The sequence below is a fragment of the Microbacterium sp. PI-SA-G genome (genome assembly GCF_057215335.1).
Window position 1 is genome coordinate 2939334 of the sequence record NZ_CM170103.1, and the last position, 15270, is coordinate 2954603.

16 protein-coding genes are annotated in these 15270 nt (G+C 69.8%); 15 read left to right on the top strand and 1 reads right to left on the bottom strand.

Translation table 11 applies throughout. The annotated features are described in order from the left end of the window. Nucleotide 1: 1 nt before the first annotated feature. The 10 genes from pcaG (at nucleotide 2) to AC2D10_RS14480 (ending at nucleotide 8504) form a co-directional block, all read left to right on the top strand. On the top strand, nucleotides 2-562 hold the full coding sequence (gene pcaG, locus AC2D10_RS14435; RefSeq protein WP_484708665.1) for a protocatechuate 3,4-dioxygenase subunit alpha: 561 nt from the start codon (nucleotides 2-4) through the stop codon (nucleotides 560-562). After that, a complete protein-coding gene (locus AC2D10_RS14440) occupies nucleotides 552-1892 on the top strand; it encodes a lyase family protein (RefSeq protein WP_484708667.1) in 1341 nt (446 codons plus the stop codon). The genes pcaG and AC2D10_RS14440 overlap by 11 nt, the downstream gene beginning before the upstream one ends. Beyond that, nucleotides 1889-2365 (top strand): alpha/beta fold hydrolase, encoded by a 477-nt coding sequence (locus AC2D10_RS14445; protein WP_484708668.1) that lies wholly within the window; start codon nucleotides 1889-1891, stop codon nucleotides 2363-2365. The genes AC2D10_RS14440 and AC2D10_RS14445 overlap by 4 nt, the downstream gene beginning before the upstream one ends. 17 nt (nucleotides 2366-2382) lie before the next feature. Then, the gene (locus AC2D10_RS14450; protein ID WP_484708669.1) at nucleotides 2383-2661 is read left to right on the top strand and encodes an alpha/beta fold hydrolase; all 279 of its coding nucleotides are present in this window, start codon (nucleotides 2383-2385) and stop codon (nucleotides 2659-2661) included. Next, a complete protein-coding gene (pcaC, locus tag AC2D10_RS14455; protein WP_484708670.1) occupies nucleotides 2661-3053 on the top strand; it encodes a 4-carboxymuconolactone decarboxylase in 393 nt (130 codons plus the stop codon). The genes AC2D10_RS14450 and pcaC overlap by 1 nt, the downstream gene beginning before the upstream one ends. After that, nucleotides 3050-3802, top strand: coding sequence for a 3-oxoacid CoA-transferase subunit A (locus AC2D10_RS14460; RefSeq protein WP_484708673.1), 753 nt, complete (start codon nucleotides 3050-3052; stop codon nucleotides 3800-3802). Before pcaC ends, AC2D10_RS14460 begins: the two co-directional genes overlap by 4 nt. Beyond that, the gene (locus AC2D10_RS14465) at nucleotides 3799-4434 is read left to right on the top strand and encodes a 3-oxoacid CoA-transferase subunit B (RefSeq protein ID WP_484708674.1); all 636 of its coding nucleotides are present in this window, start codon (nucleotides 3799-3801) and stop codon (nucleotides 4432-4434) included. The genes AC2D10_RS14460 and AC2D10_RS14465 overlap by 4 nt, the downstream gene beginning before the upstream one ends. Further along, on the top strand, nucleotides 4431-5600 hold the full coding sequence (locus AC2D10_RS14470) for a thiolase family protein (protein WP_484708676.1): 1170 nt from the start codon (nucleotides 4431-4433) through the stop codon (nucleotides 5598-5600). Before AC2D10_RS14465 ends, AC2D10_RS14470 begins: the two co-directional genes overlap by 4 nt. Nucleotides 5601-5714: 114 nt before the next feature. Then, nucleotides 5715-7016: a C-glycoside deglycosidase beta subunit domain-containing protein gene (locus AC2D10_RS14475; RefSeq protein WP_484708677.1), complete on the top strand. Its 1302-nt coding sequence runs from the start codon at nucleotides 5715-5717 to the stop codon at nucleotides 7014-7016. A gap of 9 nt (nucleotides 7017-7025) precedes the next feature. After that, nucleotides 7026-8504 carry a C-glycoside deglycosidase beta subunit domain-containing protein gene (locus tag AC2D10_RS14480; protein WP_484708678.1) on the top strand — a complete coding sequence of 493 codons (1479 nt, stop codon included), beginning with the start codon at nucleotides 7026-7028 and terminating at the stop codon, nucleotides 8502-8504. 1 nt (nucleotide 8505) lies between these two features. Here AC2D10_RS14480 and AC2D10_RS14485 read toward each other — a convergent pair whose 3' ends face one another. Next, nucleotides 8506-9450, bottom strand: coding sequence for a LysR family transcriptional regulator (locus tag AC2D10_RS14485; RefSeq protein ID WP_484708680.1), 945 nt, complete (start codon nucleotides 9448-9450; stop codon nucleotides 8506-8508). Between the two features lie 223 nt (nucleotides 9451-9673). Between AC2D10_RS14485 and AC2D10_RS14490 the strand changes: the two genes are divergently transcribed. From AC2D10_RS14490 to AC2D10_RS14510, 5 genes are all read left to right on the top strand, one after another. Next, on the top strand, nucleotides 9674-10972 hold the full coding sequence (locus AC2D10_RS14490) for an ABC transporter substrate-binding protein (protein WP_484708683.1): 1299 nt from the start codon (nucleotides 9674-9676) through the stop codon (nucleotides 10970-10972). 86 nt (nucleotides 10973-11058) lie between these two features. Beyond that, nucleotides 11059-12018 (top strand): carbohydrate ABC transporter permease, encoded by a 960-nt coding sequence (locus AC2D10_RS14495; protein WP_484708684.1) that lies wholly within the window; start codon nucleotides 11059-11061, stop codon nucleotides 12016-12018. Between the two features lies 1 nt (nucleotide 12019). Further along, entirely contained in the window at nucleotides 12020-12856 is an 837-nt protein-coding gene (locus AC2D10_RS14500) for a carbohydrate ABC transporter permease (RefSeq protein WP_484708685.1), read from the top strand. Nucleotides 12857-12945: 89 nt separating this feature from the next. Next, nucleotides 12946-13740 carry a TIM barrel protein gene (locus AC2D10_RS14505; RefSeq protein ID WP_484708687.1) on the top strand — a complete coding sequence of 265 codons (795 nt, stop codon included), beginning with the start codon at nucleotides 12946-12948 and terminating at the stop codon, nucleotides 13738-13740. Further along, the gene (locus AC2D10_RS14510) at nucleotides 13737-15257 is read left to right on the top strand and encodes a GMC oxidoreductase (RefSeq protein WP_484708688.1); all 1521 of its coding nucleotides are present in this window, start codon (nucleotides 13737-13739) and stop codon (nucleotides 15255-15257) included. The genes AC2D10_RS14505 and AC2D10_RS14510 overlap by 4 nt, the downstream gene beginning before the upstream one ends. Nucleotides 15258-15270: the final 13 nt, after the last annotated feature.

Sequence of the window (15270 nt, forward strand, 5' to 3'; positions counted from 1 at the left end):
CATGCCCGCACCCGCCAAGACGCACCGGCCCACACCCGGGCAGACGGTCGGCCCGTTCTTCGCCTACGGCGTCGAGTATCCGAAGATGCACGAGATCGCGTTCCCGCACTCGCCCGGCGCTGTCCTGCTGGGCGGCACCGTGCGCGACGGTGCCGGACACCCGATCCCGGACGCCTTCATCGAGATCTTCGGAGCGGATGCCGACGGCTCGGTGCCCCGCGCCCGCGGCTCGTTCCGCCGTGATGATCACACCTTCACCGGCTTCGGTCGGGCGTTCACGAACGATGAGGGGCACTACGAGTTCTGGACGCGCGACCCCGGCGCCGCCGCCGGACGTGCCCCGTTCTTCGCCGCGATCGTCTACGCCCGCGGCCTGCCCGACAAGCTGCACACCCGCATCTATCTGCCCGACGATTCCACAGCGCTCGCCGCCGATGCGTTCCTCGCGTCACTGACGCCCGCCGAGCGTGCCACCCTCATCGCCACGCGCACACCCCGCGGCGATCTCACGCACGACATCCGGCTGCAGGGCGACGATGAGACGGTGTTCCTTGTCTATTGAGCGCGCGACCCCCGCACCCCGCACGACCGCCTTCGACACCGGACTCCTGTCGCCCGTGTCGGCGGGGCACGATGACCTCGTCGACGACGCCGCCTCCCTCGACGCGCTCGTGCGCGCCGAGCACGCACTCGCCGCGGCCTACGGTGACATCGGGATGCTGTCGTCGGCGGACCTCACCCGCATGGAGCCGGCGTTCGACGCGGCGGACATCGACCTGCCTGCGCTCGCGGCCGCGGCGGTGCCGGGCGGGAACCCCGTGATCCCCCTGGTCGCGCACCTCCGGGAGCGCGTGCCCGATGACCTGCGAGTCTGGGTGCATCGGGGCGCGACGAGTCAGGACATCGTCGACACGGCCCTGATGTCTCTCGCGCAGGGCGCCGTCGCGCGGATCCGCGTCTCGCTCGACGAAACGCTCGTCGGCCTGGCGCGTGTGACGGCCGAGCACGGCGACGACGTGGTGGCTGCCCGCACGCTCACGCAGCACGCGGTGCCGACGACCGTGGGTGCGCGCGTCGCCTCGTGGACGGCGGGCATCGTGCGCGCCGGGGAGCGCCTCGACGGGCTGCGGCTGCCGGCACAGCTCGCCGGAGCGGCGGGCACCCGGGCCTCGTTCGTCGAGATCACCGGGTCGGCTTCCGCCGTCGGCGAGCTGGTCGCGGCGTTCGCTCGGCGCACGGGGCTGTCGGCGCCGTCGGACTCCTGGCACGTCGTGCGCTGGCCGGTGACGGAACTCGGCGATGCCCTCGTGCAGACGCTCGACGCGCTCGGCAAGCTCGCCACGGATGTCGCGACACTCAGCCGTACCGAGATCGCTGAGGTCGCGGAAGGTGCGGGCGGAGGGTCGTCGGCAATGCCGCAGAAGCGGAACCCGGTCGCGGCGACGCTGATCCGCTCGGCCGCGTTGCGCGCGCCGCACCTCGGAGCCACGCTCCACCTCGCCGCAGCGCTCGCGGCGGACGAGCGGCCGGACGGCCCCTGGCACGCCGAATGGCCGACCCTGCGCGAGCTGCTGCGGGTGGCGCTCGGCGCATCAGCGCAGGCGGCCGCGCTCACCGCGGGGCTGCAGGTCGATGCGGACGCCGGTGCCCGCAACCGCGCGCTCACGGGCGGCCTGCTCGTGAGCGAACGTCTCGCGATCGTGCTCACGCCGCTCATCGGACGGACGCGCCTCGATGAACTCGTGGCGTCCGCATCGGCGGGGGCCGACCTCGCCGCGCTCGTCCGCGCGCTGCCCGAGGCGGCCGACCTCGACGTCGGCGCGCTGCTCGACCCGGCGAATTACACCGGCGACGCCGACGAGCCGCGGATATCGTCGAAGGACGTCCGGTGATCACGCTCTCGTTCACCGAACCTGTGGGCCCAGCCGATGCGCCGGTGCTCGTGCTCGGGCCCTCGCTCGGCACCTCGACGATACTCTGGGAGACGGTGATCCCGGCGCTCGCCGCCTCGCATCGGGTGGTCGCGTGGGATCTGCCCGGCCACGGCGCATCGGCGGCCGCATCCGACCCGTTCTCCGTCGACGACTTGGCCGACGCGGTCGCCGCGGCCGCAGAGGAACTCAGTGCCGACCGCATCCGGTACGCCGGGGTCTCGCTCGGCGGGGCGGTCGGACTCGCGCTGCTGCTGCGGCATCCGTGTCTCGTCGAGCGCGCCGCGATCCTCTGCTCCGGCGCCGCGATCGGCCGTCCCGACGACTGGCATGCCCGTGCGGCCCAGGTGCGGGCGCAATCGACCTCGTCGCTGATCGTCGGGTCCGCGCAGCGGTGGTTCGCCCCGGGTCGATCGCCGAGCATCCTCATCTGACGGGACGCCTGCTGCACGTGCTGCAGAACACCGACGACGAGAGCTACGCCCGGTGCTGCGAAGCGCTCGCCGCGTTCGACGTGCGCGGGCGGCTGGGAGAGATCGCCGCACCCGTGCTCGCGGTGTGGGGCGAACACGATGCGGTGACGCCCGAGGCGTCTGCCCGCGAGATCGCCGACGGGGTGCGCGCCGGGCGGACGGCGCGGATCGCGGATGCCGCCCACCTCGCCCCCGTCGATGCTCCTGCCGCGGTCGCCGCCGCTGTGCATGACTTCCTCACCGAGAGGAACCGCTGATGACCGGTCTCACCGATGACGAGCGTCGCGCGCAGGGCTTCGCCGTGCGCCGGGAGGTGCTGTCGGACGCCCATGTCGACCGGGCCATGGAGGCGACGACCGAGTTGACGGCCGACTTCCAGGACTTCATCACCCGCGTCGCCTGGGGCGATGTGTGGTCGCGCCCCGGACTCGACCGACGATCCCGCTCGATCGCGGTGCTCTCGTCGCTGATCGCCCACGGGCATCACGAGGAGTTGGCGATGCACCTGCGCGCGGCGCGGCGCAACGGCCTGACGATCGACGAGATCCGTGAGGTGATCCTGCAGTCCGCGATCTACTCCGGCGTGCCCGCGGCGAACACCGCGTTCCGTATCGCCGGTGACGTGTTCCGAGAGGAGGGCGAGTCATGATCGACAAGACGGTGCCGGATGCCGCGGCTGCCGTCGCGGGCATCGCCGACGGCTCGACGGTCATGATCGGCGGATTCGGTCGGGCGGGGCAGCCCGTCGAGCTCATCGACGCCCTCATCGCGCAGGGGGCGGGGGAGCTGACGATCGTCGCCAACAACGCGGGCAACGGCGACACCGGTCTGGCGGCATTGCTCGCCGAACGCCGTGTGCGCCGCATCGTCTGCTCGTTCCCCCGCCAGCACGACTCCTGGGTGTTCGACGGGCTCTATCGCGCCGGCGAGATCGAGCTCGAGATCGTGCCGCAGGGCAATCTCGCCGAGCGCATCCGTGCCGCGGGCGCCGGGATCGGCGCCTTCTTCTCGCCCACGGGCGTGGGGACTCCGCTGGCCGAGGGCAAGGAGGAGCGGACCATCAACGGTCGCCGCTACGTGCTCGAGTACCCGATCACCGCCGACGTGGCCCTGATCAGTGCGCGCTCGGCCGACCGATGGGGAAATCTCGTCTATCGCGAGACCGCCCGAAACTTCGGGCCGGTGATGGCTTCCGCAGCCGCGACCACGATCGTGCAGGTCGACGAGGTCGTGCCGCTCGGCGCGATCGATCCCGAGACGGTGGTCACGCCCGGGCTCTTCGTCGACCGCGTCGTCGCGGTGGGGCGGCGTGCGTGGCTCGACGCCGACGGGTTCATCGGCGGCGTCGACATCGAGGGACGCCCGCTGGCCGGAGCGGATGCAGAGGGAACACGATGAGCACCCGGATCACCCGCGACGAACTCGCCGCCCGCGTCGCCGCCGACATCCCCGAGGGGGCCGTGGTCAACCTCGGCATCGGAGCGCCCACGCGGGTCGCCGACTTCCTCCCCGCGGGACTCGAGATCATCCTGCACACCGAGAACGGCCTGCTGGGTATGGGCCCCTCGCCCGCATCCGACCGCATCGACCCCGACCTCATCAACGCCGGCAAGCAGCCGGTGACCGCTCTGCCGGGAGCGGCGTACTTCCACCACGCCGACTCGTTCGCGATGATGCGCGGCGGTCACCTCGACATCTGCGTCCTCGGAGCCTTCCAGGTCGCCCAGAACGGCGACCTCGCCAACTGGTCGACCGGGGCGCCGGGCGCGATCCCCGCCGTCGGCGGTGCGATGGACCTCGCGATCGGCGCGAAGCAGGTGTTCGTGATGACCGACCTGCTGGCGAAGGACGGATCATCGAAGCTGGTGGGCGCGTGCTCGTATCCGCTCACGGGCGTCGGCTGCGTGACCCGCGTGTACACCGACCACGCGATCTTCGACGTGTCGGACGGACGATTCCGTGTTCGCGACGCGTTCGGCGACAACACCCTCGCGTCACTGCGATCGCTGACTGATCTGGAGCTCTCATGACCGCATCCTTCATCTACGACGCCGTCCGCACCCCGTTCGGCCGCGCCGGTGGTGCGCTCGCAGGCGTGCGACCCGACGACCTCGCAGCCATCACGCTGCGTGCGATCGTGGACCGCGTCGGCATCGACCCCGCGCGCATCGACGACGTGCTGCTGGGCGACGCCAACCAGGCGGGGGAGGACAACCGCGACGTCGCCCGGTTCGCCGCGCTCCTGGCCGGATTCCCCACCTCCGTTCCCGGCGCGACGGTCAACCGCCTGTGCGGATCGAGCCTCGAAGCGGTCATCCAGGGCTCGCGGGCGATCGAGGTCGGCGATGCCGACGTCATCCTCGCCGGCGGTGTCGAATCGATGAGTCGAGCGCCGTACGTCGTCGAGAAGTCGGCCAAGCCCTGGCCCGCCGTCGGCAACAGCACGATGTGGAACACGGCCATCGGCTGGCGGATGACGAACCCGGCGCTGCCCGCGGAGTGGACGATCTCGAACGGCGAATCGGCCGAGAAGCTGGCCACGCTCTTCGAGATCACGCGCGAGGAGCAGGATGCGTACGCGCTCCGCAGCCACCGCCGTGCCGCCGACGCGTGGGCGGCCGGGGTGTTCGATGACGAGATCGTCGCCGTGCCGGGCGTCACGCTGTCACGTGACGAGGGCATCCGCGACGACACGACGCTCGAGAAGCTCGGTGGACTGCGCGCTCTGTTCGCGACGGACGGCACGGTCACCGCTGGCAACTCGTCGTCGATCAACGACGGCGCCTCGGCCGTGCTGCTCGGCGCCGAAGGCGCGATCGACACCGAGCCGCTCGCGCGCATCGCGGGCCGCGGGGTCTTCGGCAACGACCCCGACGTGTTCGGGATCGCGCCGGTCGAGGCCGCGAACCGGGCACTCGCGCGCGCGGGCCGCACCTGGGCCGACGTGGATCTGGTCGAGCTCAACGAGGCGTTCGCCGCGCAGACCCTGGCCTGCCTCGCAGGATGGCCGGACCTCGATCCCGAGCTCCTGAACGCGCACGGCGGGGCCCTCGCGATCGGCCACCCGCTCGGCGCCTCGGGCGGTCGGGTCATCGCTCGCGCCGCGCACGAGCTGCGTCGTCGCGGTGGCGGGGTGGCCGTGGTCGCGCTGTGCATCGGTGTCGGGCAGGGCATCGCGCTCGTGCTCGAGCGCTAGACAACGCACGTCAGCATCGCTTATGCCCGCATACGCATCGCTTATGCATGAATCAGGCTAAAGCCCGGTAGCCTCGAGGTGCGGCGCAAGAGCGCGCCCGGGAAGGAAGCGCTGATGCTTCTCGAGAGAGACCTGATCCAGTCCGTCGGATTCCGCAACGTGCACGACGGCGACGAGATCACCGGGTTCCAGTTCCGGGTCCGCATGCCGTCGTACCGGGGAATGGCCGCCTCGCTGATCGACGGCATCGCCGTCTCGATCCCCGGCCTCGTCGATGTCGCGGCCGACGTGCCGACCTGGACGCTGCAGGGGACCACCTGCACGCTCGCCGAGCTGTGGACGAGCGAGAACGTGCGCTGGCAGCTCGACGAGGCCGCCGTCGTCACGGTGCCGCTCGCGGGCGGTCTGCCCGACGGCATCCATGAACTCTCGATCGACCTGCGTCTGCGCATGTCGTACATTCCGCAGGAGCATCAGCCCAGCCGATATCAGGTGACACGGGCGATCACGCTCTCACCCGAGGCGTCCGGGGCGCCCTTCCGCTACGGCGTCTCGCTCTACAGCTTCATGGGTGACTACGGCACCTGCCTCGACCTCGAGACCGCGCTGCACCAGATCGCCGACCTCGGCGCGACCGGCGTCGAGATCCTCGGCGAGGGGCACGTACCCAACTACCCGGATCCGCCGCAGGAGTGGGTGGATGACTGGTTCCGCCTGCTGGAGAAGTACGGCCTCGAACCGACCAACATGGGGTCGTGGATCGACACGCGGCTGCACTCGAGCGGACCCAACGCTCGCGAGATGACAGCCGAGGAGGGCGCGGCGATCCTGCAGCGCGACCTGCGACTGGCCCAGCGGCTGGGCTTCCGGTTCCTGCGACCCAAGATCGGCGTCGTCTCGAGCGACCTCGTGCCGCACCCGATCTGGACCGAGGCGGTGGAGCAGAGCCTCGCGCTCGCCGCCGAGCTCGACGTGATCATCTGCCCCGAGATCCACTCGCCGACCCCGATCAAGCACGAGGTCGTCGACGACTACATCGACCTGATCCGCCGCACGGGCACGAAGCACTTCGGGCTGCTGCTCGACACCGGCATCTTCCAGGACCGACCCATCCCGCTCAAGCCGGGCGAGCTGCCCGGGCGGCGACCGGCGTTCCTCGATGGCATCGGGGTCGACCCCGCCGACGTGTTCGACATCATCGAGCACGTGGTGTTCATCCAGGCGAAGTTCCACGACATCGACGACGCGCTGGTCGACCAGCAGATTCCGTGGGAGCCCGTGCTGCGGGCGCTCCGCGACGCGGGCTACACCGGCTACCTCTCGAGCGAGTACGAGGGCGACCGCATCCCGTGGCGCTCGGTCGAGCAGGTCCGTCGTCAGCACTCCCTCATCCGCCAGACCGTCGACGCTCTCTGAGGAGACATCATGCCCAACGGACTCATCCACGCCGACAGCCTCCGCCCCCACCCCGACGGGCTCGCGCTGCGGCTCACCCTTCCCTGGTACCGGAGCCTCTGGCTGTCGTCGGTCACGAGCCTCGCCCTCACGGTCGACGGCGAAGAAGTGGCTCCCGACGATCTGCGGTTCGAGCTGCACGGCCGCTCCTACGCGCTCGACGAGCTCGGCGCGCAGAGCGAGACCCTCTGGTTCCTGCAGGAGCACCCGCTGCTGGTGGCGCGCCGCGAGACGCCCGTCCTGCTGGGCGAACAGCACGAGGTGACGCTGCTCGGCCAGCTGCGGCTCCCGTATATGCAGATCGCTCCGGGCGACGACGGCGGCCCCGGCATGTACGTGCCGAACGTGGTGCGCGACGTGCACACGCTGACGGTGACCGATGCCGACGCCCCACCCGCCGCGCTGGTGACCGACGTGACGGCTCCTGCGCCCGCGACCGCCGAGGACCCGTTCCAGCTCGGCCTCACCCTGTACTCGGCCAGCGCCGAGTTCCGCGCCGGCTGGTACGACTTCGACGGTCTGCTCGACCGCGTCGCCGAGCTGGGCATCGGGCCCGGCATCGAGATCGTCGCCTCGCAGATGGTGCCGACGTATCCGGTCGTGTCGGATGACTTCGTCACCCGGTGGCGTGCGGCGTTCGACCGGCACGGGTTCGATGCCAGCTCGTTCGGTGCGAACCTCGACATGGGGCGTCGCCGCGACCGCGACATGACCCCGGACGAGGAGTTCGAGTTCTCGCAGCTCATGTCCGCCGGGGCGAAGCGTCTCGGTTTCCCGCTCGTGCGCATCCAGTCGGCGAAGCCCGAGCTGCTGCGTCGCCTGCTGCCCATCGCTGAGGACCTCGAGCTGAAGCTCGCCTACGAGATCCACGCCCCGATGGGGCCGAACTCCGAGCCGATCATGAAGGTCCGCGAGACCTACGCCGAACTCGACAGCCCGTTGCTGGGCTTCGTCGCCGACTTCTCCTCGACCATGCACGCGATGTCGCCGACGCTGCTGCGCGCGGTCCGGCGTGCCGGGCTCGACGACGAGGCGATCGCCCGGTTGCAGGAGATCTGGGGGACGGATGCCACGATGCGCGAACGGCAGGAGGAGTTCATCGGCTACCTCCGCGGGCGCGACTTCGACCCGGGACGCCTCGGCTCCTTCGCACACCTGGCCTTCAACATGCACGGGCACGTCCCGACGCGGGAGTGGGCCGACGTCATGCCGCAGATCTTCCACGTGCACGCGAAGTTCTACGACATCGACGAGCACGGCCAGGAGCCGGCGATCGACTACCCCGACCTCGTGCGGGTGTTCGTCGAGGGCGGGTACCGCGGCTACTGGTCGAGCGAGTGGGAAGGTCACGCGTTCGCGGAGCTGGGCGAGGTCGACCCGCTCGTTCTGGTGCGCCGTCAGCACGACCTGATCCGCGCGAGCATGCGCGCGGTCGCAGCCCCCGTCTGACTCAGTCGTCGGCGTGCGCGCCCGACTCGACGATGCGCCCGGCCTCCTCGAACAGCTCCACCATCCAGGCGTGCTCGGGGTCGCGGGCGTGCACGGGGTGCCACCACAGCGCGTGCACGAGCGGCGTGGGCTCGAACGGCAGCTCCACGATGCGCACCCCGCCCAGGCGTGCGGCGAGCGGGGCGAGCGCGCGCTGGATCAGGCCGATGCGGCGCGTGCCGGCGACGTACAGCGGCAGTGCCAGGAAGCTCTCGACCACAGCGTCGATGCGTGGCTCGACGCCCAGCTGCTGGATCTGCCGGCTGGCCGAGGTGAACGCCGTGCGCGACTGATACGTCATCACGTAGGGGCGGTCGGCGAGATCCTCCATCGTGAGGTCGCCCTCGATGCCGTGCTCGCCGTCGGCCACGAGCGCCACCCACTCGTCGCGCCAGAGGTCGGCGTACGACAGGTCGGTGAGGAAGCCGTGGGGGATGATCATGCCGTCGGCGGAGCGCAGGCGGTTGGGAGCGTCTTCGACGACCGTCGGGTTGTGCAGCATGAAGCGGAAGCGCACCCCGAGCCCGCGTTCGGCGGCGAGCCGTGAGACGACCGCGCCGATGGTGGCGAAGCCGTAGTCCGAGCCGTAGATCGAGAACTCGCGCGTCGACTCGGCGGGGGTCCAGGTCGCCTGGCTCTCGAACACCCGCCGCGCGGCCTCCAGCGCGGTGGTGGTGTGTTCGGCGAGGCGCAGCGCGAACGGGGTCAGCTCGTACGTGTTGCCGCGGCGGGCGAGGATGGGGTCGTTGAAGTGCGTGCGCAGGCGCGAGAGCGAGGCGCTGAGCGCGGGCTGGCTCAGGTGCAGCCGCTCGGCGGCCCGCGTGACGCTGCGCTCGGTGAGCAGGGCGTCGAGGGAGACGAGCAGGTTCAGGTCGAGTCGAGACAGCAGTGCATGGTCGGTCACCACGGTGTGATCCTTCGGCGTCGGTTCGGGTGACTCGATCCTATCGACGCCGCCTATCCGACGCACCGGTGTCATTCCCCCGGTGGATGCCGATGCAGGCCGTCAGGGCGACTTATGCCATGCATCCAAAGCACTTATGTGTGTTTCCGGCCAATCCGGTCGATACTGGCAGAACAGCACGGACTCAGGCCCTGAGTCCCCGACAACGTAGTCAGAAAGGCTGGACATGTCACAGCACTCTCGATCTCGCGTCCTTCGCACCGGCATCCTCGCCGCAGCGACCGCGAGCGTCGTCCTCCTCGCCGGTTGCTCCGGGTCCGCACCCGAAGGAGGCTCGGGCGGCTCCGATGGCGAGGCGTTCAGCTTCACCTTCGCCACCTCCAACAACCTCGAGAGCCCGTACGAATCGCTCGCGAACGCGTACATGGAGGCGAACCCCGACACCAAGATCACGCTCAACCCGACGCCGAACGACAAGTACGGCGAGACGATCCGCACCCAGCTGCAGGCGGGCAACGCCTCTGATGTCATCCAGACCACACCCGGCTCCGGTGACGCGCGCGGCCTCATCCCCCTCGCCGAGGCGGGCTTCCTCGAGCCGCTCGGCGACACCGCGACCGGCCTCGTCCCCGCAGGCAGCGAACTGATCTTCGAGATCGACGGCGAGACCTACGGACAGCCGATGGACTTCACCATCGCCGGCGTCGTCGCCAGCATGGGCACCGCCGCGCAGAACGGGCTGGAGGAGTGGCCGACCGACGAGGAGTCGTTCTTCGCCGCATGCGAGGCGCTCGCCGCCGACGGCAAGTCGCTCCTCGCGCTCGCCGGCGCCGCCGGTCCGAACGCCGGTCTCACCGCGCAGGGCATCGCAGCGACGCGCGTGTACGCCGAGGACCCGGACTGGAACACCAAGCGCGCCGACGGCGACACCACGTTCGCCGAGTCGGAGGGCTGGAAGGACACCCTGCAGACCCTCGTCGACCTGAAGGACGGCGGCTGCTTCCAGCCCGGTGCCGAGGGAGGCGGTTTCGACGCGATCACCAACGGTCTCGCCCAGGGCATGTCGGTCGGCAGCTTCATCCCGTCCGGATCCGCGGTCGAGATCGCCACGGCCGCCCCACCGGAGGCCGACTTCAAGGTGCAGCCGTTCCCGGCAGCCGATGGCGGCGACCCCTACATCCTCGCCAGCTCGAACTACACGATCTCCATCAACGCGGCCTCGAAGGTGAAGCCGGCGGCGGAGGCCTTCGTCGAGTGGCTCGCGACCGACGAGGCACAGGAGCTGTACTACGAGAAGTCGGGACTGCTCCCGATCTCGGGCTACCAGAACCTCGAGCTGGATGACACGATCTACTCGCCCGTGGTCGACCTGATCGCCGACGGCTCGTACGCGACGCTGCCGAACAACATCTGGCCCAACCCGTCGGTCTACGAGGCGCTGCAGGTCGGCGTCCAGGGACTGCTGACCGGTCAGAAGACCATCGACCAGGTGCTCCAGGACATGGACAACGCCTGGGGCGACTGACACCGAGGGCCGTCCGGGTGGAGCTTCGGCGCACCCGGACGGCCACTCCCATTTCTCGCACGACGACGTACGAACATGAGGGAATCATGAGCCTGAGGACAGAGTCCGAGACCGAGTTGGTGATCGTTCCGAAGAGCTCGCCGACGCGCCGACGCCGCCCGCCCGCACCGCGGCGCCCCGGCCTGCTGAAGTTCGGCCACTGGTGGTGGGCGCTGCCCGGCATCATCCTCGTGCTCGCGGTGCACTACGTCGCCACGACCATCGGCGGGTTCTTCGCCTTCACCGACTGGTCGGGCATCGGCTCGTTCGCGTGGATCGGCCTCGACAACTTCGTGAAGATCTTCGGGGATCCCACCCAGATCGGCTCGCTGGGCAACACGCTGTTCCTGGCCTTCGTCTCGGTGATCCTCAGCAACATCGCCGGCCTCGGGCTCGCCCTCGCGCTGAACCGCGGACTCAAGACCCGCTACGCGCTGCGGGTGCTGTTCTTCATGCCGGTGGTGCTCAGCCCGCTGGCCGTGGCGTACGTGTGGAAGTTCATCTTCGACTACAACGGACCCATCAACGCGTTCCTGCGGGCCCTCGGGTTCGACGAGTTCGCCCGCGCCTGGGTCGCCGACCCGATGTGGGCCATCTGGACCATCCTGATCGTGGTCGTGTGGCAGAACATCGGCTTCGCGATGGTCATCTACATGGCCGGCCTCGCCGCCGTGCCGGTGGAGATCGAAGAGGCCGCCGCCATCGACGGCGCGAACCTGTGGCAGCGCTTCTGGCATGTCACCCTCCCGTCGATCCGACCTGCCGTCGCGATCGCCACCACACTGGGGCTGGTCAACGGCCTCCGCATCTTCGACCAGATCATGGCGATGACCGGGGGAGGCCCCGCCGGTGCGACCGAGACCCTGGCCACCCAGGTCTACAAGGAGTCCTTCGCCCTCGGCAACTTCGGCTACGGTGCCGCGCTCGCGCTGCTGCTCACCGTCATCATCCTGGTGTTCGCCATCATCCAGCAGCGCCTGACCAACGGCCGCCCCGAGGAGGACTGAGATGTTCCGCTACACGAAGTTCACCGCACTGCGCGAGGTCGTCATCTGGCTGATCGCCATCGTCTTCCTCGCTCCCTTCTACTTCCTCGTCACCACGGCGCTGAAGTCGGATCAGGAGGTCATCACCTCCTCCAACCTCGCCCCGCCCACCAGCCCCGACCTCGGCAACTTCGTCGAGGTGCTCACCGCACAGGGCAACTCGAACGTGGTGCTCGGGCTCGTCAACAGCATCGTCATCACCGCCGGCAGCATCCTGTGCCTGGTGCTGCTGGGCGCGATCACCGGGTACGTGATCTCGCGCAGCACCCGCCGCTGGAGCCGCACCGCGTACATGCTGTTCCTGATCGCGATCGTGCTGCCGACGCAGCTCGGCACCGTGCCGCTGTACATCGGCGCCCGCACGCTCGGCCTCACCGGCTCGCTGTGGGGCATGGTCATCCTCTACACCGGGATGCTGCTGCCGCTGTCGATCTTCCTGTACGCCGGCTTCTTCCGCAGCCTCGGCACCGAGTACGAAGAGGCGGCGACGATCGACGGGGCATCGCGCACGCAGATCTTCTTCCGCATCGTGCTGCCGCTGATGTCACCCGCCACCGGAACCGTGGCGATCCTCGCCGGCCTCATCGTCTGGAACGACTTCTTCACGTCGCTGATCTTCCTCGGCGGCTCGGCCAACCAGACCCTGCCGGTCGCGATGTACTACTACATCGGTTCGCTGGTGTCGTCGTGGAACAAGATCTTCGCGATCGTCATCGTGTCGATGATCCCGATCCTGATCTTCTACCTCTTCGCCCAGAAGCGCTTCATCCAGGGCTTCGCCGGCGGCCTTAAAGGCTGAGCCGCGCGGGGTGCTCCGGCATCCACCGCCCTTCATCGACCCCTCTTCACCGATTCCTCTCCCCGACGTCACGTCGAGAAACGAGCATCATGTACGTTCTTGCGCCCAACATCGAGCTGCTCTTCACCGAGGCCGGCGACTACCACGACCGGGTCCGTGCCGCCGCGGCGGCCGGGTTCACCGCCGTCGAGATGTGGGGTCCGACCGGGGTCGACGCTCCCGCGAAGCCGAAGGACATCCCCGCCCTCAAGGCCGCGCTGGACGAGACCGGCGTGCAGCTGACCGCACAGCTGGCCGAGCCCCGCACGCAGTTCATGATCCCGCCGTGGGACCACACCGAGTTCTTCCGCAAGCTCGACGAGGGCGTCGAGATCGCCCACGCGCTGGGCACTCCGCGCCTCGTCGTCGGCAGCGGCACCGGCTTCGGCGGATGGAAGCGGCAGGTGCAGCTCGACAAGCTCGTCGAGATCTACCAGAAGGCGATCGCGCAGATCGACGGATCCGGGATCACCCTCGTGCTCGAGCCGGTCAACGTGCGGGTCGATCACCCCGGCTCCCTGCTCGACCGCACGGCCGAGGCCGTGTTCGTCGCCCGCGGCGTCGACTCGGAGCACTTCGGTGTGCTGTACGACATCTACCACTCCGCGGTCGAGGGGGAGGACATGGCCGCCGAGCTCGAGAACGCCGGCGACATCGTCAAGTACGTGCAGCTGGCCGACGCTCCCGGTCGCGGCGAGCCCGGCACCGGCACCCTGGACTGGACTGAGCGCCTCGGCATCCTCCGTGCCTCCGGCTACGACGGCCCGATCGGTCTCGAGTACTACCCGCAGACCGTCTCCGAGGAATCCGTCCGACTCATCCGAGAGGTCGCGGCGACGGCATGAGCGAGCGGAGCTATCCCGTATCCGCCGACGTGGTCATCGTCGGCAGTGGACCGAACGGCGCGGCCTACGCCCGCATCCTGAGTGAACTCGCGCCCGAGGCGTCGATCGCGATGTTCGAGGTGGGGCCGACCGTGTCGAACCCGCCGGGTGCGCATGTGAAGAACCTCGAGGATGCCGCGTTACGGGCCCAGGCCCAGGCGCAGTCCGAGGGGCCTGGGGAGCGCGCGGCGACGATCACCGATCCCGGCGCGGCGAAATCCGGGCAGCGCCGCGGACGTGCGGGCACCTATCTGCTGCCCGACGGCTACCGCGTCGACGGCGAGGACGGCATGCCCGTCGCCGCCTTCTCGAGCAACGTCGGAGGGATGGGAGCGCACTGGACTGCCGCGTGTCCCCGCCCGAACGACAGCGAGCGCATCGACTTCCTCCCCGACCTCGACGAGCTGCTGACGCAGGCCGAGCGTCTGCTGGGCGTCACCACCGACGCCTTCGACGCCTCGCCCTTCGCGACCATCGTGCGCGAACGGCTCTCGCGGGCGGTCGACGCGCAGCGCGATCACGCCCATCGCGCGCAGCGGATGCCGCTGGCCGTGCACCGGCGCGAGGACGGGCGCCTGGTGTGGTCGGGCTCCGACATCGTGTTCGGCGACGTCACCCGCGACAACCCCCGGTTCCACCTGTTCGACGAGTCGCTGGTGACGCGGGTCCTCACCGACGGCGGGCAGGCCTCGGGCGTCGAGGTGCGCGACCTGCGCACCGATCGCGTCCACACCGTCGCCGCCCGCTTCGTGGTAGTGGCGGCCGACGGTCTGCGCACCCCGCAGGTGCTCTGGGCCTCGGGCATCCGACCGGCCGCGCTCGGTCGCATGCTCAACGATCAGACCCAGATCGTGTTCGCCTCACGGCTGCGCAACGTGCACGCGGGCGGCGAGGACCCGGTCGCCGCATCGGGAGCGCTGAGTGAGCAGAGCGGCGTCACCTGGGTGCCGTTCACCGACGAGATGCCCTTTCACGGGCAGATCATGCAGCTCGACGCTTCTCCGGTGCCGCTCGCCGAGGATGATCCGGTCGTGCCGGGCTCGATCGTGGGGCTCGGTCTCTTCTGCGCAAAGGAGCTGCAGTGGGAGGACCGCGTGGAGTTCTCGGATGACACGCGTGATGCCTACGGGATGCCGGCGATGACCATCCACTACACGCTCACCCCGCGCGACCACGCGGTGATGGATCGTGCGCGTGAGGAGATCGTGCGACTCGGCCGCGCGGTGGGGGACCCGCTCGACGAGCGCCCGTTCACGATGCCTCCCGGGGCGTCGCTGCACTATCAGGGCAGCACTCGCATGGGCACGAGCGACGACGGCACGAGCGTCTGCTCGCCCGACAGCGAGGTCTGGGGAGTGCCGGGTCTCTTCGTCGCGGGCAACAACGTGATCCCCACGGCGACGGCCTGCAACCCGACGCTCACCTCGGTCGCGCTGGCCGTGCGCGGGGCCCGACGGATCGCGCAGAAGCTCGCCTGATCCGCATCCGATT